Raw genomic sequence first — 21,549 nt, 5'->3', positions numbered from 1 at the left:
CCACCGCCACCGCCACCGCCACCGCGCGGAGCATCCTCACGGGTCGGCGTTTCCCGCGAGTGTCATAATGAACTCCCCGGATTCCCGCAGGTGCGCGCGTCGCGCAGGCGGGTGCTCTGCCCGGGTCTCGCGGCCCCGCACCGCGTCATCCTCCCCTCGTTCGGCCCGTCGCTCGGCGTGCGGCGGTCCCTCTCATCATCGGAAACCGGAGCCCATGACGAGCACCACCGCCCCTCGCGGCGCCATCGACCGCTTCTTCCGCATCTCGGAGCGCGGATCCACGATCGGGACGGAGATCCGCGGCGGTCTCGTCACGTTCTTCGCGATGAGCTACATCGTCGTCCTGAACCCGCTGATCCTCGGCACGTCGCCCGACGGCACGGGCGCGTTCCTCGGGGGCGGCGACGGAGACGGATCCAACTTCGCGACGATCGCGTCGACGACCGCGCTCATCGCGGGCGTCATGTCGATCCTCATGGGCGTCGTCGCGAACTTCCCGCTCGCGATGGCGGCCGGCCTCGGCCTGAACGCCGTGGTCGCCTACTCGCTCGCGGGGCTCCCCGGCATGACGTGGGCCGACGCGATGGGCCTCGTGGTGATCGAGGGGATCCTGATCCTCATCCTCGTGCTGACGGGCTTCCGCGAGGCGGTCTTCCGGGCGGTGCCGATGCCGCTGAAGACGGCGATCGGCGCGGGCATCGGCCTGTTCATCACGCTCATCGGCCTGTCGAACGCGGGCTTTGTGACGGGCGAGGGCGCGACGATCCTCGCGCTCGGCAACCTGGGCACGCTGCCCGTGCTGGTGTTCGTCATCGGCCTCATCCTGGCGATCGTGCTGCACGCGCGGGGCGTCAAGGGCGGCATGCTCATCTCGATCCTCGTCGCGACAGCGATCGCGGTCGTCATCGAGAACACGATGCACCTCGGCGCGCGCAGCGCGGACAACCCGGGCGGCTTCAACTCGCCGCCGACCTTCTCGGGGGTCATCGAGCTGCCGAACTTCTCGATCCTCGGGCAGTTCAACCTGCTCGGATCCTTCGAGCACATCACGGCAGTCACGCTGATCCTGCTCGTGTTCACGCTGATGCTCGCCGACTTCTTCGACACGATGGGAACGATGGTCGCGATCGGCGGCGAGGCGAAGCTGCTCGACGCGCAGGGCAACCCGCCCCGCACGAAGCAGATCCTCATCGTCGACTCGCTGGGTGCGGTCGCGGGCGGCGTGGGGTCCGTCTCGTCGAACACGGCGTTCGTCGAGTCGACGGCGGGCGTCGGCGACGGCGCGCGCACGGGCCTCGCGTCGGTGACGACGGGCGTCGCGTTCCTGCTGTCGACGTTCCTCGCCCCGCTCGTCGCGCTCGTGCCGTACGAGGCGGCGGCCCCGGCGCTGGTGCTCGTCGGGTTCCTGATGCTGTCGCAGGTGGCCGACATCGACTGGCGCAACGTGGAGGTGGCGCTGCCCGCGTTCCTCACGATCGCGATCATGCCGTTCACGTACTCGATCGCGGACGGCATCGGCGCGGGCTTCATCGCCTACGTCATCGTCATGACGGCCCGCGGCAAGATCCGGCAGATCCACTGGCTCATGTGGCTCGTGAGCGTGCTGTTCGTCGTGTACTTCCTCGCCGACCCGGTGATGGCGCTCTTCGCCTGACCCTCGGCGCTGCACGACGCCCTCGGGCGGCCACGGATCCTCGCGGCCGCCCGAGGGCGTCTTGGTGCCGTCTCGCGCCGGGTGACGAGCGCAGGAGCGACGCGCGATCCCGCGGATCCGCGACGGCGTGCGATACTCCCGGCATGGATGCCGCCGACGCCCTTCAGCGCCTCGCCGACACGATCGACGCGCACGAGTGGGACGCCATCGCCGACCTGCTGCACCCGAGCTTCACCTGCCACCTGGTCGCGACGGACGAGCGGTTCGACGCTCCCGGGTGGATCTCGTTCAATGCCCGCTACCCGGGTTTCCAGGGGATGACGCTCGTCGATCTCGTCGGAGACGGCGAGCGCGCCGCGGCTCGCGGCCACGTCACGGGGCCGGTCGACGGCGTCGTCCTCGCCGCGCACGACGGCGAGCCGGATCATCCTGCGCGTCGCGGTCTTCCGTCGATCCGGCACGCGCTGACCCAGCGGCGGCGCGCCGCCAGGGGCGGGGTGGCGCTGGCGGGCAACCATGTCCTGCTCGAACATCGCGGCACCGTCGTCGCGCTGTGCCATCTCAGACAGGGCAGCGTCGCGGTGCGCCCCGGGCAGGAGGTCCAGCCCGGCGAGGTGCTGGGCGCCTGTGGGAACTCCGGCAACAGCACCGAGCCCCACGTGCATGTCCAAGCGCTCGACAGCCGCGACATCGAGCGCGCCGACGCCGTACCCCCTCACGTTCGCCGGCTCGCTCCCGGCGAACGGCACTGTCGTCCAGGCCTGACCCCTCGCCGCCGAGCGGCATCCCCGTCGGGGTGAGCGCCGCCCGGCGGGCGCGGCCAGGATGCTCCTCGGGTCAGCCGATGCTCTGGGCGAGCCCGACGAGAATGCCCTCCGGCCCGCGGATGTAGCAGAGGCGATACGCCTCTTCGTACTGCACGACCTCCGTGCTGACGAGCTGGACGCCGTGCGCGGCGAGCCGGGTCAGGGTGGCATCGATGTCATCGACCTCGAACATGACGCGGAGATACCCCAGGGCGTTCACGGGCGCGTTTCGATGATCTTCGATCACGTCGGGGCGAGGAAGCGAGAGAGCTCCACGCGGCCGTGGCCGTCGGGCGTGCGCATCATCGCGACCTCGACGCGCTGATCACCGAGGCCCGTGCAGCGCCCGGCCCACTCGCCCTCGGCCATCGCTCGCCCTTCGAGCTCGAGCCCGAGGTCGACGAAGAACGGGATCACCGCGCTCAGGTCTTCGACCACAATGCCGACGTTGTCCATTCTGATCGTCATGGCTCAGCCCAGCTGCTCGCCGGCGAGGTGCCGCCCGAAGTTGACCAGCGCCTCGTCCCAGCCGTCGTAGACGACGCCGTCACCGGGCGCGCCTTCGTACCCGAACAGATGGAAGACGAGTTCCGTGGAGTCACCGCGCGGGAGGAAGGTGAGCGTGATGACCGGCGTTCCCGCGACCGGGGCGTCGGGATCGCCCCAGGTGAAGACGAGCCGGTCGAACGGCTCCACTTCGAGGTATTCGCCGCCGGTCGGGAACTGCTCTCCGGTCTCCTCGTTGGTCATCGTGTAGCGGTACCGTCCGCCCACACGTACGTCGAACGCGATGTTCGAGGTCGAGACCTCGAAGAGGTGCAGCCACTGCGCGAGCTCTGATGCGTCTGTCCAGGCTCGCCACACGAGCTCGCGTGGCGCGTCGAAGACCCGGACGATGGAGAACTGCGGTCCTTCCGCCGCCGCGAGGTCGGTGAGGTTCATGATCCTGCTTCCTTCGAGTCGGGGGTGTCGGATCGGTCCTTCATGGTCTGGAGGTGGGCGTCGAGAGCGTCGAGGCGCAGGTTCCACTCGCGGCGATGCTTCTCGACCCAGGCCGAGGCCTCGTCGAACGGCTCGGCCTCCAGGGAGAGGGTTCGCCACTGGGCGCGCGCGGTGCGCGAGACGAGCCCTGCGCGTTCGAGCACCTTCAGGTGCTGGGAGATCGCGGGGGCGCTGACGGCGAACGGCTCGGCGACCTCGCCCACGGTCGCCGGCCCCCGCGACAGCTTCGAGAGGATCGCGCGCCGCGTCGGATCCGCGAGCGCGGCGAACACGAGGCTCAGCGAGTCGGTTGCGGCCATTTCATCCCTTCAATTATTAAAAACTTGCTTAATCAATAGCGCTCTCACGGGGCCTGTCAACCCCACGCCCTCCCGGGAGGCGGCCGCTCCCTGCCCCCGCGGCTTAGGGTGACGGCATGAGCGCCGACCTGCCCGACCTCGCGCGCGGCCTGCGGGGCGTCGCGCCCCTCGGGCCGGTCGAGGTCTCCGGCCCGCGGCTGTGGTGGGGCGGGCCGCTCGATGTCGAGGGCCTCGTGCTCGCGTCGACCCGAGCCGTCGCCTCCGCCTTCGCCGGGGCGACCGGCAGCCGCGTCGCGTTCGACGCCGCCGATGCGGCCGCGTGGTTCGGCCTCGCGACGCGGCTGCGCATCGCCGGGCGGTCGCCTCGCGGATTCGCGCCGATGTCGGGGTTCTTCCCGGGCGCAGACGGCTGGGTGCGCACCCACGCCAACTATCCCCACCACGACGAGGCGCTCCGACGCGCGCTCGGATCCGACGACGTCCCGACGGCGATCCGCGCCCTGCCGGCGCTCGAGACGGAGCGGCGCGTCCTCGCCGCGGGCGGCCTCGCGGTCGCCGTGCGCGAGCCCGGGGATCTCGCCGTGCCGAGCGGTCCCTGGATCCGTCTCTCGCACCTCGGATCCGCGTCGCCCTGGACTCCCGCACCCGGCGCACGGCCGCTCGCCGGCCTGCGCGTCCTCGACCTGACGCGCGTGCTCGCGGGCCCCAGCTCGTCCCGCCTGCTCGCCGCGCTCGGGGCCGACGTGCTGCGGGTGGATCCGCCGCACCGGCCCGATCTCATCGATCAGCACGTCGCGACGGGGTTCAGGAAGCGCTCGGCCGTCGCCGACCTCGCGACCGAGGGAGAGCGGATCCACGCGCTGCTCGACGAGGCGCACGTCGCGCTGATCGGCTACCGCTTCTCGGCGCTCGCGCGGTTCGGCGTCGACCCGGCGTCGCTCCGCGAACGTCATCCGCACCTCGCGGTCGTCTCGCTCGACGCCTGGGGCTCGCTCCCCGGATGGGAGGGGCGTCGCGGGTTCGACAGCCTCGTGCAGGCGGCGACGGGCATCGCGCGCCTCTGCGCCTCGGACGACGGCCGACCGGGCGCCCTGCCCGTGCAGGCCCTCGACATGGCGGCCGGGCTGGGGATGGCCGCCGCGGCGATCGCCCTCGCCGGATCCGGTCGCTCCGGCTGGGCGCACCTGTCGCTCGCGGCGACCGCCCGCGAGCTGCTCGCTCTCGGATCTCCCCCTCAGAGCGTCCGCGGAGACGTCGATCGTCCGCTGGTCGTCGCGGACAGCCCGTTCGGCCGGCTCGAGACCGTCGCGCCGCCCCTGGCGATCGACGGCGAGCGGGTGCGCGACGCGGGCCCGCCGACGGAGCCGGCTTCCTCGACGCTCCGCTGGGTCTGAGAGGCGGCGGGCGCCCGGCCGGATCACCCCTCATCGCCTCCACCTCCCGAGCGGCACCGAGATGCGGATGCGCGTCTCACCCGCGCCCGCATGGGTTCCTAGGATGGTGGGATGGCTGTGAGCTCCCGGGGATCCGTGGCGTCGCTGACGGCGGCGGTGTCGCTCGGGGTCGCGGTCTTCTTCACGCTGTACTCGCTCATTCCGATCACCCGGGCGGACGAGCCGGGGCTGAGCAGCGCGTTCGTCGGCACGATGATGGCGTTCGTGATGGGCGTGCAGGTCTTCACCCCCGCGCTGGTGCGTCGCTTCTCGCTGCGGTTCGTGCTCATGGGGGCTTTCGCACTGCTCGCGGCCGGGGCGCTGGTCACCGGCTGCGCGGCGAACACGCCGATGCTGCTCGCGGGCGCGGTGGCGAGCGGATCCGGGTTCGGCACCCTGATCGTCGCCGGCGCGCAAGGGGTCGCGCTGCTCGTCGCCCCGGATCGGCTCGGCCGGTCGCTGGGCGTCTACGGGCTGGTCACCATGGCGGCATCGTCGTTGGGCTCGCCCGCAGGTGTGCAGGTGGCTCTGACGTTCTCCTCGCCCGCGTTCGGGGTATCCGCGTTCATCGCGGGCCTGCTCGCGATCGGTCTCTCGCTCGGTATCCCCGGGGCGGTGGGGCGGGGATCCGCGGCGTCCGAGCCGTACGCAGGGCGATCGCGGGGCCCGCGCACCCTCGTCTCCGACGTCCCATGGCTCATCGTGGCGCTGCTGCTGCTCTCGGTCGTGCTGCTCTCGCACGGCCTGTCCAGCCTGCCGGTGCTGGCATCGGCGTTCGGCAGTGCGGCGACCGTCGTGTTCGCCGTGCAGGGCGGGAACGCGCTCGGCCGCGGGCTCGGCGGCGAGCTGGAGGCGAGGATCGGCGTCCGGGCGACCGCGTTCGGCGGTGCGCTGCTGCTCGCCGCTGGCGGAGCGCTGGGGGTGCTGGTCGACGGCATGGCAGGGGCCATCGCCTCCGGGGCGCTGATCGGGCTGGGGGTCGGGATCGTCCAGACGGTGACCCTGCACGCGACGATGCGGCGCATGGAGGCTGGGAGCGCTTCTGTGGTGTGGAATCTCGCCGTGGACGGCGGGCTCTGGGTCGGCGGGATCCTCTGGGGCCTGGCCCTGAGCGCCGCCCTGGTCGTCCCCGGGGTGCTGGTCTTCTCCGCGCTGGTCCTCCTCGCGGGCGTCGCGGCGGCGATCCAGCTGGGCGGCACGGGGCGCACCCGTTCCGCGTCGGCATAGCAACCCGCGCGAGATGTTCGCGCGCCGTCCTCGAAGGGAAACGGCGGGGAAACATCGCGGCGTCAGAGTGACCGTGTTCGGCTCTCGCCGAGCGCTCCTGTCCCCGCCCGCCTTCCGCGGGTGAGAAAGGTCACGCATGAGTCCCTCCCCCTTCCCTCTCCGCCGATGCGCGGCGGCGGGCACGACGACGCTCGCGCTCGCCGCCGCCGTCCTGGCGGCGCCCGCGGCCGCGCACGCCGAGCCGTCATCCGGCGAGCTCGTGATCGACGCCCCCGCGACCGTCACGGCGGGCGACGACATCGAGATCGCCGTGCGCGCCCCCGGCGCCGACGACCTGTTCGCCTACGACCTCGTCGTGTCCGCCTCGCCCGAGCTGGCCCTCGCCGCCGACGGCGTCCTGCCCGCGGGTGGGTTCGACGCGATCCGCGCGGACGCCGATGGCGTCTCGCTCGCGCACACGCGCCTCGGCACCTCCCCCGCTCTCGCAGGCGACGTCGTGCTCGCGACGCTGCCGGCCTCAGCCGTCGACGAGGGATCCGCCGAGATCCGCATCGACGCGGTCACCGCGGTCGGCGCCGACGGATCGACCGCCGATCTCGGATCCGCGAGCGTCGTCGTCGAGGTGCTCGCGGCCGACGCCGGGGAGGACGCGGCGGATACCGGAGCCGATGAGGGCGCCGCCGACGACGCGGGCGCGGAGGACGCCGAAGCGGGCGCCGAGGACAGCGGCGACGGCTCGGCCGCCGACGGATCCGAGACCGACGCGGACGGCGAGACCGGATCCGACGCCCCCGGCGGCGGAGAAGGCGGAACCGCCGACGACGCGGACGACGGCCTCGCTCCCACGGGCGGCTCGCTCGCGACCCTCGGCATCGCGGCCGCGCTCGTCGCCGCCGCCGGAATCGGCGCGGGCACCTGGATGCTGCGCCGCCGTCGGGAGGGATCCGCATGATCCGCTCGACCGAGACTCGCCCCGCTGATCGACGAAAGGCCGCCGTGACCCCCACCGCTCTCCGCCGTGCCGCGGCCCTCACCGCTGGCGCCGCGCTCGCCGCGACCCTCGCCGTCGCGGCGCCGGCCGCCGCGCAGGAGGAGGGCGGCTCGTTCCCCGTCTTCCTCGCCCCGCACTACACCGAGCTCGACCTCACGGGCGACGACGCGGTCGACGAGGCCGACCTCGAGCTCGTCGCCGCCGCGCTCGGCACCGCGCCCGACGACGACGGGTGGCTGCCCGAGGCCGACGCGGACGGCGACGGGACGATCACGGTCTCCGACCTCGCCGAGATCTCGTCACGCATGGTCTACGACGACGGCCCCTTCGAGCTCGTGGAGGCGAGCGTCGTCGACATGCAGGCCGCGATGAACGCGGGCGTCACGAGCTCGGTCGAGATCACCCGGGCGTATCTCGATCGCATCGCCGCGTACGACCGCGCGGTCGTGGATCCGGCGGACGACGCCCGCCCCCTCAACGCGATCATCGCGACGAACGACGAGGCCCTCTCCCTCGCCGAGGAGGCCGACGCCGTGCGAGCGGAGCGCGGCATGACGAGCGCCCTGCTCGGCGTTCCCGTCGCCCTCAAGGACAACTACGACACGTACGACATGCCGACGACCGCCGGCTGCGCCTGCTGGAGCGCCAACCAGACGGACACGGACGCGGCGATGGTCTCCGGCCTGCGCGAGGCCGGAGCGGTGATGCTCGCGAAGGCGAGCCTCGACGAGTTCGCCTACGGGTTCGTCTCGGAGTTCACCGCCGGCGCCGAGCCCGGCGAGACGCTGCTCGTCGCGAGCCCGTACGTCACCTCGCAGTCGGCCGGAGGGTCGAGCGGAGGGACGGGCGCAGCGATCGCCGCGAACCTCGCCGGCATCGGGTTCGGCACGGACACGGGCGGATCCATCCGCATCCCGTCGTCGTACAACCAGCTCGTCGGCGTGCGGCCGACGGTGGGTCTCGCAAGCCGCGACGGCATCGTGCCCCTGGCGCTGAGTCAGGACACGGGCGGCCCGATGACCCGCACGGTGATGGACGCGGCGCTCGCCCTCGACGCCGTCACGGGCGTCGACGAGGCGGATCCGGTCACCGCCGCGCAGGCCGGCCTCGTTCCGGAGTCGTACACGGCGTCTCTCGATGCGGACGCGCTCGACGGCGCCCGCATCGGGTACTTCTCGCAGATGCTGAGCGACGACGCGACCACCCTGCGCCTGTGGGAGGAGACGGTCGCGACCCTCGAGTCGCGGGGCGCCGAGGTGATCGAGCTGGAGGCACCGGACGGCCTCGAGGCCGTGCTGGCGGAGCCGAGCGGGTCGACGCCGGAGTTCCGTCACGATCTCGACGAGTACGCGGCGACGCACCTCGCGCCGGAGGTCGAGGCCCGCTCGCTCGCCGACGTCATCGCGTCGGAGGACTACGTGACGAGCCGGAAGGAGATCTACGAGGGTCGCGCCGCGATCACCGACGAGGCCTACGAGGCGTGGGCCGGGGAGAACGGGTCGCACACCCTGCAGCTCGCCGCGGGCAAGGAGCTGCTGCACGGCGTGCTCCAGGCGAACGAGCTGGACGCGATCGCCTACCCGTCGGGGGTCCCGTACAACTCGTTCGCGACGAACATGCGGCTCAGCCCGAACACGGGGATGCCCGCCGTGACGGTACCGATGGGCGTCGCGACGGAGGAGGACGGCACGATCCCCGGCGCGGGCGTGAATCTCGAGCTGCTGGGACGCGACTTCGACGAGGGCACGCTGCTCGGCCTCGCCTACGCGCTCGAGCAGGCGCAGCCGGCGCGCACGTCGCCGTCGGCGTACGGGCCGCTCGGCTGATCTCCCCGGGACGGCAGACGGGGCCGCGTCCGTCAGCGGGAGAAGACCCCGACTACGCGGTTCTGCTCGATGATGTCGTCGGCGTAGTCGGCGAGGAACCGCTCGCGGGTCGGCTCGCCCTCCACCCGGCGGCGCAGCGCGTAGACCCAGAAGAAGTAGTGGTGATCGCCGTGTCCCGCGGGCGGCTGCGGGCCGTAGTAGCCGGTCTCGCCCGTCGAGGTGACGCCCTCGCGGCCGTCGCCCGCCTGGATCCGCGCGGCGTCCGGCGCGATGCCGTAGACCGTCCAGTGGGTGTAGCCGAACGGCAGCGGCGCGTCGGGGTCGTGGCAGATGAGCGCGAGCTCCACCGCCTCGTCGGGAACGCCGGACACCTCGATCGCGGGCGCGCGATTGCCGCCGTCGGCGACGAGCTCCTCTGGCACGCGCGCGAGGTTCGCGAAGTCGGGGGTCGACACCTGGATCGTTCCGGGAAATGCCATGGGCTCTCCTCCTCGTCGTCGGTTGCGGACGCTCCCGATCCTGCCGCGCGGCGCTCCCCCGCGCCACCCCGCGCGCCGCGGCCTCACTCCGCGTCTGCCGCCATGGCGCCCTCCTCCAGCTCATACAGGTCGGGCTTCTGGGGCGGGGTGGCGAGGGTCTCGATGTGGGTGGTGTCGTCGAGCACATCGTCGAGACCCTGCAGGGCGCTGAAGCGGCGCGCCTGCGTCACGACGTTGCGGTCGAGCGACCCCGCGAAGGCGTTGTAGGCCTCCACCGCGGAGTTGAGCCGCTTCCCCAGCGTCGCGAGGTGCTTGCCGAGCACGCCGAGCCGCTTGTGCAGCTCCTTGCCCACCTCGAAGATCTGCTGCGCCTCCTGCGCCAGCTGATCCTGGCGCCAGGCGTGCCCGACGGTGCGCAGCAGCGCGACGAGGGTCGACGGCGTCGCGATGACGACGTTGCGGGCGAAGGCGTGTTCGTACAGCGTGGGATCCTGATCCAGCGCGGCGGCGAGGAACGGCTCGGCCGGCACGAACATGACGACGAACTCGGGCGAGCCCGACACCGCGTCCCAGTACTCTTTCTCGCCGAGGTCGTCGATGTGCTTGCGCATGTGCCGCGCGTGCGCCTGCAGACGCTGGCCGCGCACGAGGTCGTCTGCGGCCTCCATCGCCTCGAGGTACCCCGAGAACGCGACCTTGGCGTCGACGACGACGTGCTTGCCGCCCGCGAGGTGCACGACGAGGTCGGGACGCAGCGCGCCGTCGTCGGTGACGTGGTGCTCCTGCTCGCCGAAGTCGACGTGGTTGACCATGCCCGCGGCCTCGACGACGCGGCGCAGCTGCAGCTCGCCCCAGCGCCCGCGCACCTGCGGCGCGCGGAGGGCGTTGACGAGGCGGCGGGTCTCCTCGCCGAGCTCCTTCGACGAGCGCTGCATCGTCTCGAGCTCCTGCCGGAGCGCCGCGCTCGCCTCCGCGCGCGCCTTCTCGGCCGTCGACACCTCGGTCTTCACGGAGTCGAGCGTCTCGCGCAGCGGCTGCACGAGACGCTGCACGGCCTCCTCGCGCTTGCGCAGCTCGGCCGCCCCCTCACTCTGCGAGCGGGCGAGGCGCTCCTCCGCCTGCCGCAGGAACTGCTGCGAGTTCGCCTCCAGCGCCTTGCGGCTGAGCGCCTCGAACTCGTCGGCGAGGCGCTTCTGGTCGGCTCTCAGCTCGTCGACCCGCTGCGCGGCGCGCTGCCTCTCGTCGACGAGCGCCCTCTCGGCCCGGGCGCGCTCGTCGGCGAGGCGCGCGTCGGCCGCCGCCGCCTGCTCTTCCCGGCGCCGCTGCGCGTCGTCGCGCGCCTCGTCGAGGGCGCGTTCCCCCGCCTCGCGCGCCTCCTGGACGCGGCGATCGCCGATCGCCCGCTCCTCCTCCACGCGCCGCGCGACCTCGGCGCGCTGGCTCTCGACGTCCTGCTGGAGGGCCGAGATCTGCAGGCGCGCGGCGGCCAGCTCGGCCTCGCCGCCCACGTGATCGGCGGAGGCCCGCTGACGCCCCAGGAGGAAGCCGGCGACGGAGGCGCCGGCGACCGCCGCGAGGGCGACGAGGAGGATGACGATGAGGGCGGTGGTGTTCACGCTCTCGATCATGCCGGTGGCCTCCGACAGACGAAGGATCGCCCGCGGGTCCGCCCCCTATGCGGTCGTGAAGACCGCGTGCACGTCGCCCGCGTGATCCCGGCCGCCGAGACCCGCGAGCTCCAGGATCACGGCGGACCCCACGACCTCCGCGCCCAGCTCGCGGATGATCTCCTGCGCGGCGCCGAGCGTGCCGCCGGTCGCGAGCACGTCATCGACGAGCAGGACCCTCGCCCCGGAATCGAGCACGCCGGGCGCTTCGATCGTCGCCGTGCCGTATTCGAGGTCGTACGAGACGGCCGCCGCCGGCGTCGGCAGCTTGCCCGCCTTGCGGATGGGCAGCACGCCCGTGCCCGTCTGCGCCGCGATGTATCCGGCGAGAAGGAAGCCGCGCGCCTCGATGCCGCCCACCATGTCGAAGCGGCCGCGGAAGGGCCGGACGATCGCGTCGCACACCGCGCGCAGCGCGGGGCCGTCGGCGAGCAGCGGCGAGATGTCGCGGAACAGCACGCCGGGTTCGGGGTAGTCGGGCGTCTCGGCGATGAGCGATTCTGCGCGCTCGAGCTCTGCGGAGGTCACGGGGAAAGAGTAGTGCGCGACGGTGACGGGAACCTGGCCGCGACGCCTCCCGCCGCGCCCGTCATGAGGCACAATGACCGCATGAGCATCACGACCTCCCTCGCGACCGCCTCCGCCGCCCTGGTCGACGCCGGCGGCGAGATGCCCGGCTGGATCATCCCCACCGCGATCGGCGTGCTCGTCGTCGCGGGCGGCCTGCTGATCTTCGCCGCGGTGCGCCGCCGCGGCCGCGGCGACTGACGCCTCGCGGAACCGTACGCTGGATCCATGAGCTCTCACCTGCAGGCCGACGCCGATCCCGCACGCTGGGTGCCGCTGAAGGGCAGCGGCTTCGGCGGAGGACGCCACCGCAGGGCCGCGATCCGCATGCTGCTCTCGACGGCCGGCCTCGTCCAGGGCCAGCCGGGGTCCGGCGTGCTCGCCTTCATCGCCAACCGCGCCGTGCGCGCGGGCCTGCGGCGCGCGAACGGGCGCTTCCTCGCCTGGTCGTGGAAGGAGGATCCCGAGGCCCTCGCGGTGCTCGCGCAGGCGCAGCGGATCACCCCGCAGGTGCGCGCCGCCCGCGCGTCGATGCCCATCGAGTACGACGACACCGAGACCTTCTCGAACCCCCATCTGGGGGCGGGCGAGAAGCTCGTCATGGACGCGCCGGGATCCGAGCCGAACCAGCCCGAGCGCCTCTCGTTCGTCACCTACACCTGGGACACGGGCGAGGAGCTCATCACCCTGCACGCCGTGAGCCCCGACCGCGAGAGATTCCTCACCTTCGTCCCCGCCCTCGACGAGCTCGCCCGCACCCTGCGCTGGAACACCGACTTCGAAGTCGGCGAGTCGAACGTCCTGCGACTCCCTCCCGCCTAGCTCAGCGCTCCTCGCGCACCTCGTACGCGCGCGGGATCCCCGCCGTCGCGCGCCCCCACTCGCTCTCCCGGACGCGCGCCTGGTGGGCGGCGAACGCCTCCGCGTCGGCGAACCGCTCGCGCACCTCCCACACGAGCGGATCGTCGGTCGGATCCACCGCGAAGGCAAGGCAGCCCGGCTCCGCGCGGGTGAGGCGGACGTGCTTCGCCAGGTGCGCGCGGACCGCTGCCGCGTCCGCCTCGTCGCGGCAGCGGAGGGCGCCGTCGAGGACGATCCGGGGCGCGCTCACGCCGCCCGCCGCGCGGCCTGCACCCGCGGGTCGGGGACGGGCGCGGCGGCGAGCAGGCGCCGCGTGTACTCCTCCCCCGGGTGGGCGAGCACGCGCACCCGGTCTCCGCGCTCGACGATGCGTCCGCGCTGCATGACGGCCACGTCGTCGGCCAGCGCGTCGACCACCGCGAGGTCGTGGCTGATGAACAGGCAGGCGAAGGCCAGGTCGCGCTGGAGATCCCGCAGCAGCTCGAGCACGGTCGCCTGCACCGACACGTCGAGCGCGCTCGTCGGCTCGTCGGCGATCAGCAGCAGCGGGTCGAGCGCCACCGCCCTGGCGATGGAAACGCGCTGGCGCTGACCTCCCGACAGCTCGTGCGGATAGCGGGCCGCCCACGCGCCGGGTAGCTCGACCGCGTCCAGCAGCTCGGACACCCGCCTCTGCAGCTGCTCGCCGCGCAGTCCGCCGTGCACCCGCAGCGGCTCGGCGATCGCGTGCCCGATGGTCCAGCGCGGATCGAGGGCGCCGGTCGGGTTCTGGAAGACGACGCCGATCCGGCGGCGCACGTCGCGCAGCGCCCGACGCGAGGCGGAGGAGATGTCGACGCCGTCCACGACGACCCGCCCCGCCGCCGCGGGCGCGAGCCCGATCACCGCGCGCCCGATCGTCGACTTCCCCGACCCCGACTCCCCGACGAGCGCCAGCGTGCGCCCCGCCGAGACCTCGAGGTCGACGCCCTGCACCGCCGGGATGGTCTGCCCGCGGCGACGGTAGACGACCTCGAGCCCGCTCGCCTCGAGCACCGTCCGGTCCCCGCCGCGGGCGTCCCTCGCCGCGGCGCCCATGCGCGGGACGGCGGCGAGGAGCTGCCTCGTGTACTCGGCGGTCGGCCGGTCGAACAGATCCTGGACGGGCTGCGTCTCCTCCAGGCGCCCGCGGCGCATCACGACCACCCGGTCGGCGATGTCCGCGACCACGCCCATGTCGTGGGTGATGAAGAGGATCCCCATGCCGGTGCGGTCGCGCAGGCCTCTCAGCACGTCGAGGATGTCCCTCTGCACCGTGACATCGAGCGCCGTGGTCGGCTCGTCCGCGATGAGCAGACGCGGGTCGCAGGCGAGAGCCATCGCGATCACCACGCGCTGCGCCTGGCCGCCCGAGAGCTGGTGGGGGTAGGAGTGCACGCGGGACTCGGGCTCGGGGAGGTCGACCAGCCGCAGCAGCTCGACGGCACGCTCGCGCCGCTCGCCCGCCGACAGGGAGGGGCGGTGCCTCCGCAGCACCTCGCGGATCTGGAATCCGATCGTGAAGACGGGATCGAGCGCCCCGAAGGGATCCTGGAACACCATCGCCGCGACCTCGCCGCGCACGGCGCCGAGGGTCCGCTCGTCGGCGCCCAGGACGTCGCGCCCGTCCACGCGGACGGCGCCGCTCGCCACGGCGTTCGGCGCGAGGAGGCCCAGCACGCTCATCGCCGTGACCGATTTCCCCGAGCCCGACTCGCCCACGACGGCGACGATCTCGCCCTCGCCCACCGAGAGCGAGACTCCCTCGACGGCCGGCACCACGCCGCCGTCCGAGGTGTGGAACGAGACGTGCAGGTCGTCGATCTCGAGAACCGCGGTCATCCTTCTTCCTCCTTCTGGAGCTGGTCGCGGTACTCGCGCCAGTCCTCGGCCATCTTGCGGTGGTACTCCTGGAGCCAGCGCATGTAGCGGTCAGCGTTCCTCAGGCGGGTGCGCGGCCCCGGCGCGGCCCCCGCGTCGAGGGCGAGGCCGTTGCCGAACACGCCGATCAGACGCCGGAGGTACTCGCGCTCGCCGAGCAGGAAGGTGCCCCACACGTCGTCCTCGGCGCGGAAGTAGTGCCGCCTGTCCCCCGGCACGGTGTGGCGGGTGATGAACCCGACGGAGACGAGCGCCCTGGTGGCCATCGACACCGCGCCCGCGCTGGCGTTGAGGATCCGGGCGATGTCGGTCGCGGCGAGATAGGGCTCGGACGAGATGAGGAGCAGGCCGAGGACCCGCCCGTCCATGCGCTTCCCCTGCTGCGACTCCCACACGGTCGCGAAGCTCTCGATCCAGGCGAGGACGTCCTCCTCGACGTCGGCCGGGGGGTTCTCGCGCTCATTCGCCATGCTCGTCATTCTCTCCTGCCCTCGCCCACCGGGATGAGGCCGTGGGGGCGGGTCGTGTCGAGGCTCTCGAACGGGACGGCGGTCATCGCGCCGAGGCGGATCCGCCGGATCGACCCGTCCGCGTCGCGGACGACCTCGACCGGCTCGCCGCTCTCGGCGAAGCTCGGCTCGGATTCGATCACGAGGCGCCCCTCGTCGGGGACGATGCGCATCGCGGCGGGCCCCGGCTCGGGCGAGCGCAGGCCGATCACATGCAGCGTGCCGCCGAGGTCGAGCACGTCGTAGGCGCCCCACGTGCTCGCGAAGCGCCCCTCGAAGCGGAGCTCGTCCGGGGTCCTCTCCCCGGTGTCCGCCGCCCGCTCGGCGAGCTGGATCAGCTGCAGCACGCCGGCCGCCAGGGGCCCGGCTGCGCCGTCGAGATCGTTCGTGAGGACCGAGACGACGAGGCCGTCGACGGGGTCGATCCAGGTGCGGGTGATGTGCCCCGGGTATCCGCCGGAGTGGCCCACGACCTCGCGCCCGCCGACGGAGGCGAGGTCGAGGCCCAGCCCGTAGCGCGCCTCCGGCTGGTCGCGCGGGGCGAACCGCGACTCCTCCCTCTGCATGAGGCGCTTCGAGGCGTCGGACAGCAGCGTCTCGTCTCCGCGCACGTGCGCGGACCCGTACCGCACGAGGTCGCGCGCGTTGGCGTACCATCCGGTCGCCGCGGCGAGCGCCCGCGTGTCGACGTGCGGGATGACCGCGCGCGGCTGCCCCGCGACGATGCGGCTCGTGTGCCCGGCGGCGTACTCGGAGGCGCGGGCCTCGTCGTACTCGGGGCCGGCGTCGCGCAGGGCGAGAGGCTCGACGACGAGGCTCCGCATCGCGTCGGCGTAGCTCGTCCCCGTCGCCGATTCGATGACGAGGCCGAGCAGCCCGTAGCCGATGTTCGTGTACTTGAAGTGCTCGTTCGGAGCGAAGACCCTGCCCTCCTCGCGGAGGATCCGGACGAGCTCCTCGCGGTCGGGGAACGGGGAGGCGTGCTGCCAGAAGTCGCCGTCGGACGAGTCGCGGATCACGCCCGCCTGGTGTCCGAGCAGCTCCCGGACGGTGACGGATCCGACGTCGGAGCCCTCCAGCTCCGGGACGAAGCGCGCGGCGGGGTCGTCCAGGCGCAGGAGCCCCTGCTCGACGAGGCGCAGGATCCCCACCGCCGTGAACGTCTTGGAGTGCGAGGCGATGCGGAACAGGTGGTCGGTCGTCAGCGCCTCTCCCGTCTCGGCGTTCGCGAGCCCCCACGCGTGCTCGGCGACGAGCTCGCCCCGGTAGGCGATGGCGAGCTGGACGCCCGTCGCCCCGCGGGCGATGCCCTGCCCGTCGATCCAGCGCAGGACGGCGGGGACGGTCTCGCGCAGCAGCTCCAGGCGGGATTCGGGGGCGGCGTTCATGAGCGTCCTTTCGGGTCGAGCGCGTCGCGCAGGATGTCTCCCAGCGTGATGAGGGAGACGACGGTGATGGTGAGGAAGAGCGCGGGAAAGAAGAGCATGTGCGGCGCGATCTGGAAGTACCCCTGCGCGGTCGCGAGCTGCAGGCCCCACGAGATCGACGGCGAGACGAGCCCGACGCCGAGGAAGGTGAGGGTGGACTCGGCGACGATCACCGATCCGACCATGGTGGTCGCGATGGCGAGGACGGGGCCGAGCGCGTTGGGCAGGACGTGCGCGAACACGATGCGGGTGTGCGTGAGCCCCATCGCGGTCGCCGCCTGCACGTGCTCGCTGTCGCGGACCGCGCGCACGGATCCGCGGATGATGCGGGCCAGCGTCGGCCAGGAGAAGAAGGCGAGCACGAGCGACAGCACGAGCGGCGTGCGGTCCGGCACGCTGTTGAGCACGACGATCGCGGCGAGGAGGAACGGGAAGCCGAGGAACACGTCGGTCAGGCGGGCGATGAGCGCATCGGCCCATCCCCCGGCGTATCCCGCGAGCGTGCCGAGGACGAGGGCGATCGCGAAGCAGACGAGGGTGGTCGTCAGCCCGATGAACAGCGACGTCCCGGTGCCGAACAGCACGTTCGCGAGCACGTCGCAGCCCTGCAGGTCGGTGCCGAAGGGATGCCCGGATCCGGGCGGGGTGCGCCCCGCGCCGAGGTCGCAGGCGCGGGGATCGGGGTTGCCGAAGAGCGCGGCGATCGGGCCGGGGGCGAGCGCGATGAGCGCGAGCACGGCGAGGACGCCGGAGGAGATCCAGAAGACGGGGCGTCGCCGGAGGGTGGCCCAGACGCCGCGGGCGCGGGCGGCGGGCGCGTCGCCGGCGTCGGCCTTCTGGGCGGCGAGGAGTTCGGTCATGTGCGTCGCCTCTCACTCTCTGCGGATTCGCGGGTCGAGCAGCGAGGCGATCACGTCGACAACCACGCTGGTAAGGAGGAACACGAGGATGAGCACCGTCGAGATGCCGACGATCATCGCTCCCTCGTGGGTGCGGATCGCGTCGAAGAGCAGCTGTCCGATGCCCGGCAGGTTGAAGATGCCCTCGATCACGACGGTTCCCCCGAGCAGGTAGCCCAGGTCGATGGCGAGGAAGGTCATGACGGGGCCGACCGCGTTGCGCATGACGTGCACGCCGACGATGCTCCTCTTCGTCATCCCCTTCGCCACGAGGGTGCGCACGAAGTCGCTGCGCATGGTGTCGGCGACGTTCCCTCGCATGAGGCGGGACACGCTCGCGAGCCCGAAGAGGGCGATGATGAGGCCGGGGAGCAGATAGGCCATCGGCCAGCCGGCGCCCGCGCCCGCGATGGGGACCCATCCGAGCCAGAGGCCGAAGATGAGCTGGAGCGAGACGCCGAGCACGAACACCGGCACGCTCGTCGCGAGGATCGTGCCCGCGAGGACGGCCCGGTCGAGCAGGCCTCCCTGCCGCAGGCCCGCGATGAGCCCGAGGCCGACGCCGATGACCACCTCGAAGAGCCAGGCGGTGAGCGCGAGGGCCACGGTGACCGGCCACCGCGAGGCCATCCGCTCGGCCACGTCCCTGCCGTCGAAGGTCGTGCCGAGGTCTCCCGTGAGCACCCCGCCGATGTAATGGAGGTACTGCACGATGAGCGGCTCGTCGAGCATGAACTGCTCGCGGATGCGGATGACGACGTTCTCCGGCAGGGGCCGGTTGGATCCGCCGAGGGCGGCGACGGGGTCGCCGGGCAGCGCGAACACGAGCGCGTAGATGATGAAGGTGACGCCGAAGAAGACGAGCAACAGCTCGGCGCCCCGGCGGAGGAGGTATCGGGTCATCCGGGCGCCCCCGGGGCTCGGAGGGCGAGGGCGGCGTCGGCGGCCGCGAGGACGGTGCCGAGCTGCACGCCCACGAGCTTCTCGATCGGGAGCACCTCGAGCGTCTCCTGGTGAGCGTCCGCCTCGCGGTACCAGGCCTCGAGGTGCGTCTCGAGGTCGGCGAGCGCCAGGCGCACCGCCGGCGCGGCGGTCCCCGCGACGACCTCGGCGCGCAGCGTGCGGGCGAGCATCGTGCCGAACCGCAGGCGGAACATGCGCGGGTGGTCCTCGTTGGAGAACGCCTCGGCGACGGTCGCCTCCCTGTCGCTCTCCGGAGCTGCGGCGCGCTGGCGCGCCTCGTCGCCGCTGCCGGCCATCATGTGCGCGAAGGCCGTCGCCCCGCGCCGCAGCGGGGAGTCGATCGCGAGGTGCGGCTCGGCGCGCTCGAGCGCTCGGAGGAGCACGGCGCCGAGCTCGTCGAGCTCCTCCGCGCGCCGCAGCAGCACCTCCCGGTAGCTGCGCCCGGATCCGGACGTGTCGTCGGAGGCCGGGTGGGACCAGTAGGGCAGCTCCGCGACGAAGGCGCTCGCGCCGAACAGGCGCCCGTAGTCCCCCGTGCCTCCGGAGACGACATGCGGGGTCGGATCGATCCCCATCTCCTCGAGCGCGTCGATCATGTCGATCGAGGTGAGCTCGGGGAAGACCGCCTCGGCGAGGGGCTCGGATCCCGCGAACTCGGGCTCTCCGCGGTCGAGGGGCAGCCCGAGGTGCGCCGGGATCGCGTGGAGCGCGTCGATCGCTCCGACGAGGTCGGGGGTGGCGTAGTAGTACACGCCGCCGAGCTCGCCGTTGTGCAAGCCGACGATGAGCGCGGGCTCGGTCTCGTCCATGAGCCCCATCAGGGCCCGCGTCTCGGGCATCGGGTCGTCGAAGACGATCCCGCGGTGGTCCAGGGGGAACGACCACTCGACCTGCTCGACGGGGGCGGGGCGGTAGAAGCCCCGCGCGTATCCGATGCGGTCGCCGGGATCCGCGAACCACGACTCGTTGAGGCGCGCTCCGTCGGGGTCGATGCACGGGACGATGTGCCAGCGGCCGCCGAGCTCGGCGGCCGGGCCGCGCTCTTCCGCGAGGTCGCGGAGGAGCGCGAGCGCCGTGTGGAACCCGATCGGCTCGTTGGGGTGGACTCCGCCGACGATCACGATCGACGGCCCCTCGCCGACCGCGTAGTCGACGATCTCCTCGCCGAGCCGGCTGGCGCCGATCGTCGTGCGCGTCACGCGGTCGGGGTGCGCGGCGGCGATGCGATCGGCCTCGGCCCGGATCTCGTCGACGACGGGGAACCCGGAGACGGGGCGGAGCGCGTCGACGCGCGCGAGGATCCGCTCGAGCAGGTCGGGGGCGGTCATTCGGCGACGACGATCTCGCGCAGGACCGGGCTGCCGGAGGCCGCGGGCATCTCGGCGATGCGCTCGGTCGTGACGTACGGGTACGACTCGCTGAACAGCGGGGGCACGGGGAAGGCGTCCTGCAGGATCTCCTGCACCGCGACGTACGCGCTTCCGTCGGTCGACGGCTGCTGGTCGGCCTCGGCGAGCGCCTCGCTCACGTCGTCCGAGTACCAGGGGACGCAGTTGTCGCATCCGCCAGACGAGAGATAGACCTCGCGCATCGTGGCCTGCTGGCTGGGGTAGAGGGCGCCCCAGCGCGAGAAGAACGCGCCGGAGATGTCGCCGGCCATGCGCCGCTCCGCGAACTCCGCCCAGTCGGCGGTCGGCGTCGCGGTCGCGTCGATGCCGAGGTTCTGCCTCAGGTTGTTCGCGATGGCGTTGTAGAGCTCGTCGAGCCCTCCGCCTCCGGGGAAGACGATGTCGAGGGATCCCTCGAATCCGCCGGCCTCCTCGAGCAGCTCCGCGGCGGCGTCGGGGTCGTACTCGCAGAACTCGCCGCAGATCCCCTCGGGGGTGCCGACCTCGACGATCGGGGTCCAGGCGCTCGCGGGCGTGTAGGTGCCGGCGTAGAGCTGCTCGTTGATGGTCTCGCGGTCGATCGCCATCGAGATCGCCTGCCGGACGCGCACGTCCTCGAAGCGGTCCTCCCACAGCGACAGGCCCAGGAACGAGATGCCGGGGGCGTCGAAGGCCACGAAGCGGTCGCCGAAGTCGGCCTCGGCCTGCGCGAGCCGGCTGGGCGGCACGAAGACGATGTCGAGGTTGCCGGCCTGCACGTCGGTGTAGGCGGTGTTCATGTCGACGTACGGCACGAAGTCGATCTGCTCGACGGTGGGCTCGTCGCCCGCGTAGTCGTCGTAGGCGGCGACCGTGATGGTCTCGGCCTCGACGTAGTCGTCCGACATCGCGAACGGCCCGTTGCCGACGGGGTGGCGGTTGTAGGCATCGACGTCGTCGAAGGCCGAGGCGGGCATGGGGAACGTCGCGGTCTGCCCCTGGCTGAGCTGGAGCGGGAACTGCCCGTCCGGCTGCTTCAGCGTCACGCGGAAGGTGAGGTCGTCGACGACCTCGAGGCCCGACATCTCCTCGGTCTCCGGCTCTCCTCCGTCCGCCGGGTTCACCTCGTCGAATCCCTCGATTCCCACGAGCTGCCCGGAGTTCTCGGCGGTGTTCGGGCCGTAGGCGACCCAGTTCCAGGTGTCGACGTAGTCCTGGGCGGTGACGGGCGTGCCGTCGTGGAAGGTCCATCCGTCGCGCAGGGTGATGGTCCAGGTCTGCTGGTCGTCGCTCTCGACCGATTCCGCCTGCACGTACTCGAGCGTCCCGTCGTCGCGGATGAACGTGAGAGGAGCCCAGACGACGCTCGCGTAGTCGAAGGCGACGGTCTGGCGCCCGGGGATGAGGATGCCGGGGTCGGTGACCGCCATGCTGATGCTGGCGTCGGCGTCGCCGTCGGCGCCGGGCGAGGACGACGGCGAGCAGCCAGCGAGCGCGAGCGGCACGAGCGCGGCCGCGGCGGCGAGGCCGATGAGGCCTCGGCGGTGGGGGGAACGACGGATGGCCATGGGCACGACTCCCTTGCTGTGCGGGTGGGTGGAGCCGAGACAACCGCACCTGAGACTTTCCCGCAAGACCCAGTTGTTAAAACTTTCAAAATGTGATGAAAGTTT

Annotated in this window: 23 protein-coding genes; 8 read left to right on the top strand and 15 right to left on the bottom strand. The window is 72.5% G+C overall.

Annotated elements, in window-relative coordinates:
• Positions 1-214 precede the first annotated feature (214 nt).
• Both NHL53_RS10220 and NHL53_RS10215 read left to right on the top strand, forming a co-directional pair.
• Entirely contained in the window at positions 215-1,654 is a 1,440-nt protein-coding gene (locus tag NHL53_RS10220) for an NCS2 family permease (protein ID WP_433776762.1), read from the top strand.
• 143 nt (positions 1,655-1,797) lie between these two features.
• Positions 1,798-2,454: a peptidoglycan DD-metalloendopeptidase family protein gene (locus tag NHL53_RS10215; protein WP_433776761.1), complete on the top strand. Its 657-nt coding sequence runs from the start codon at positions 1,798-1,800 to the stop codon at positions 2,452-2,454.
• Between the two features lie 37 nt (positions 2,455-2,491).
• Here NHL53_RS10215 and NHL53_RS10210 read toward each other — a convergent pair whose 3' ends face one another.
• The 4 genes from NHL53_RS10210 to NHL53_RS10195 are packed head-to-tail and all read right to left on the bottom strand — an operon-like array spanning position 2,492 to position 3,761.
• The gene (locus NHL53_RS10210; protein WP_433776760.1) at positions 2,492-2,680 is read right to left on the bottom strand and encodes a VOC family protein; all 189 of its coding nucleotides are present in this window, start codon (positions 2,678-2,680) and stop codon (positions 2,492-2,494) included.
• 23 nt (positions 2,681-2,703) lie between these two features.
• Positions 2,704-2,928, bottom strand: a complete 225-nt coding sequence (locus NHL53_RS10205) for a glyoxalase (RefSeq protein ID WP_433776759.1) — start codon at positions 2,926-2,928, stop codon at positions 2,704-2,706.
• Between the two features lie 3 nt (positions 2,929-2,931).
• Positions 2,932-3,402 (bottom strand): SRPBCC family protein, encoded by a 471-nt coding sequence (locus tag NHL53_RS10200; RefSeq protein ID WP_433776758.1) that lies wholly within the window; start codon positions 3,400-3,402, stop codon positions 2,932-2,934.
• Positions 3,399-3,761: an ArsR/SmtB family transcription factor gene (locus NHL53_RS10195; protein WP_433776757.1), complete on the bottom strand. Its 363-nt coding sequence runs from the start codon at positions 3,759-3,761 to the stop codon at positions 3,399-3,401. The genes NHL53_RS10200 and NHL53_RS10195 overlap by 4 nt, the downstream gene beginning before the upstream one ends.
• Positions 3,762-3,877: 116 nt before the next feature.
• On the opposite strand from NHL53_RS10195, the gene NHL53_RS10190 reads away from it, so the two are divergent.
• The 4 genes from NHL53_RS10190 (at position 3,878) to NHL53_RS10175 (ending at position 9,238) form a co-directional block, all read left to right on the top strand.
• On the top strand, positions 3,878-5,155 hold the full coding sequence (locus NHL53_RS10190) for a CoA transferase (protein WP_433776756.1): 1,278 nt from the start codon (positions 3,878-3,880) through the stop codon (positions 5,153-5,155).
• A 111-nt stretch (positions 5,156-5,266) separates the two neighbouring features.
• Entirely contained in the window at positions 5,267-6,421 is a 1,155-nt protein-coding gene (locus NHL53_RS10185; protein WP_433776755.1) for an MFS transporter, read from the top strand.
• Between the two features lie 136 nt (positions 6,422-6,557).
• A complete protein-coding gene (locus NHL53_RS10180; protein ID WP_433776754.1) occupies positions 6,558-7,373 on the top strand; it encodes a hypothetical protein in 816 nt (271 codons plus the stop codon).
• A 44-nt stretch (positions 7,374-7,417) separates the two neighbouring features.
• Positions 7,418-9,238, top strand: coding sequence for an amidase family protein (locus NHL53_RS10175; RefSeq protein WP_433776753.1), 1,821 nt, complete (start codon positions 7,418-7,420; stop codon positions 9,236-9,238).
• A gap of 32 nt (positions 9,239-9,270) precedes the next feature.
• Here the strand turns inward: NHL53_RS10175 and NHL53_RS10170 are convergent, their stop codons facing one another.
• The 3 genes from NHL53_RS10170 to NHL53_RS10160 all read right to left on the bottom strand — a co-directional run bounded on the left by NHL53_RS10170 (position 9,271) and on the right by NHL53_RS10160 (position 11,912).
• Entirely contained in the window at positions 9,271-9,717 is a 447-nt protein-coding gene (locus NHL53_RS10170) for a YbhB/YbcL family Raf kinase inhibitor-like protein (RefSeq protein ID WP_433776752.1), read from the bottom strand.
• An 83-nt stretch (positions 9,718-9,800) separates the two neighbouring features.
• The gene (rmuC, locus tag NHL53_RS10165; RefSeq protein WP_433776751.1) at positions 9,801-11,333 is read right to left on the bottom strand and encodes a DNA recombination protein RmuC; all 1,533 of its coding nucleotides are present in this window, start codon (positions 11,331-11,333) and stop codon (positions 9,801-9,803) included.
• Positions 11,334-11,390: 57 nt separating this feature from the next.
• The gene (locus NHL53_RS10160) at positions 11,391-11,912 is read right to left on the bottom strand and encodes an adenine phosphoribosyltransferase (RefSeq protein ID WP_433776750.1); all 522 of its coding nucleotides are present in this window, start codon (positions 11,910-11,912) and stop codon (positions 11,391-11,393) included.
• Between the two features lie 81 nt (positions 11,913-11,993).
• Between NHL53_RS10160 and NHL53_RS10155 the strand changes: the two genes are divergently transcribed.
• Both NHL53_RS10155 and NHL53_RS10150 read left to right on the top strand, forming a co-directional pair.
• Positions 11,994-12,152, top strand: coding sequence for a hypothetical protein (locus NHL53_RS10155; protein WP_433776749.1), 159 nt, complete (start codon positions 11,994-11,996; stop codon positions 12,150-12,152).
• A 27-nt stretch (positions 12,153-12,179) separates the two neighbouring features.
• Entirely contained in the window at positions 12,180-12,773 is a 594-nt protein-coding gene (locus NHL53_RS10150) for a hypothetical protein (protein WP_433776748.1), read from the top strand.
• A 1-nt stretch (position 12,774) separates the two neighbouring features.
• On the opposite strand, the gene NHL53_RS10145 is transcribed toward NHL53_RS10150, so the two are convergent.
• From NHL53_RS10145 to NHL53_RS10110, 8 genes are read right to left on the bottom strand one after another with little or no spacing between them, the layout of a single operon-like run.
• The gene (locus NHL53_RS10145; RefSeq protein ID WP_433776747.1) at positions 12,775-13,062 is read right to left on the bottom strand and encodes a putative quinol monooxygenase; all 288 of its coding nucleotides are present in this window, start codon (positions 13,060-13,062) and stop codon (positions 12,775-12,777) included.
• Positions 13,059-14,672 carry a dipeptide ABC transporter ATP-binding protein gene (locus NHL53_RS10140; protein WP_433776746.1) on the bottom strand — a complete coding sequence of 538 codons (1,614 nt, stop codon included), beginning with the start codon at positions 14,670-14,672 and terminating at the stop codon, positions 13,059-13,061. The genes NHL53_RS10145 and NHL53_RS10140 overlap by 4 nt, the downstream gene beginning before the upstream one ends.
• On the bottom strand, positions 14,669-15,181 hold the full coding sequence (locus NHL53_RS10135) for a GbsR/MarR family transcriptional regulator (RefSeq protein WP_433776745.1): 513 nt from the start codon (positions 15,179-15,181) through the stop codon (positions 14,669-14,671). Before NHL53_RS10135 ends, NHL53_RS10140 begins: the two co-directional genes overlap by 4 nt.
• A gap of 5 nt (positions 15,182-15,186) precedes the next feature.
• Positions 15,187-16,608, bottom strand: a complete 1,422-nt coding sequence (locus NHL53_RS10130) for a serine hydrolase domain-containing protein (protein WP_433776744.1) — start codon at positions 16,606-16,608, stop codon at positions 15,187-15,189.
• The gene (locus NHL53_RS10125) at positions 16,605-17,507 is read right to left on the bottom strand and encodes an ABC transporter permease (RefSeq protein ID WP_433776743.1); all 903 of its coding nucleotides are present in this window, start codon (positions 17,505-17,507) and stop codon (positions 16,605-16,607) included. Before NHL53_RS10125 ends, NHL53_RS10130 begins: the two co-directional genes overlap by 4 nt.
• 12 nt (positions 17,508-17,519) lie before the next feature.
• Positions 17,520-18,449, bottom strand: coding sequence for an ABC transporter permease (locus tag NHL53_RS10120; protein WP_433776742.1), 930 nt, complete (start codon positions 18,447-18,449; stop codon positions 17,520-17,522).
• Entirely contained in the window at positions 18,446-19,837 is a 1,392-nt protein-coding gene (locus NHL53_RS10115; protein ID WP_433776741.1) for a M14 family zinc carboxypeptidase, read from the bottom strand. Before NHL53_RS10115 ends, NHL53_RS10120 begins: the two co-directional genes overlap by 4 nt.
• Positions 19,834-21,444: a peptide ABC transporter substrate-binding protein gene (locus tag NHL53_RS10110; protein WP_433776740.1), complete on the bottom strand. Its 1,611-nt coding sequence runs from the start codon at positions 21,442-21,444 to the stop codon at positions 19,834-19,836. The genes NHL53_RS10115 and NHL53_RS10110 overlap by 4 nt, the downstream gene beginning before the upstream one ends.
• Positions 21,445-21,549 lie beyond the last annotated feature (105 nt).

This window comes from Microbacterium sp. gxy059, from assembly GCF_050958665.1.
Taxonomy (GTDB): Bacteria; Actinomycetota; Actinomycetes; order Actinomycetales; family Microbacteriaceae; genus Microbacterium.
The sequence above is the reverse complement of the archived record's forward strand: the minus strand, read 5'-3'. Positions and strand labels throughout refer to the sequence as shown.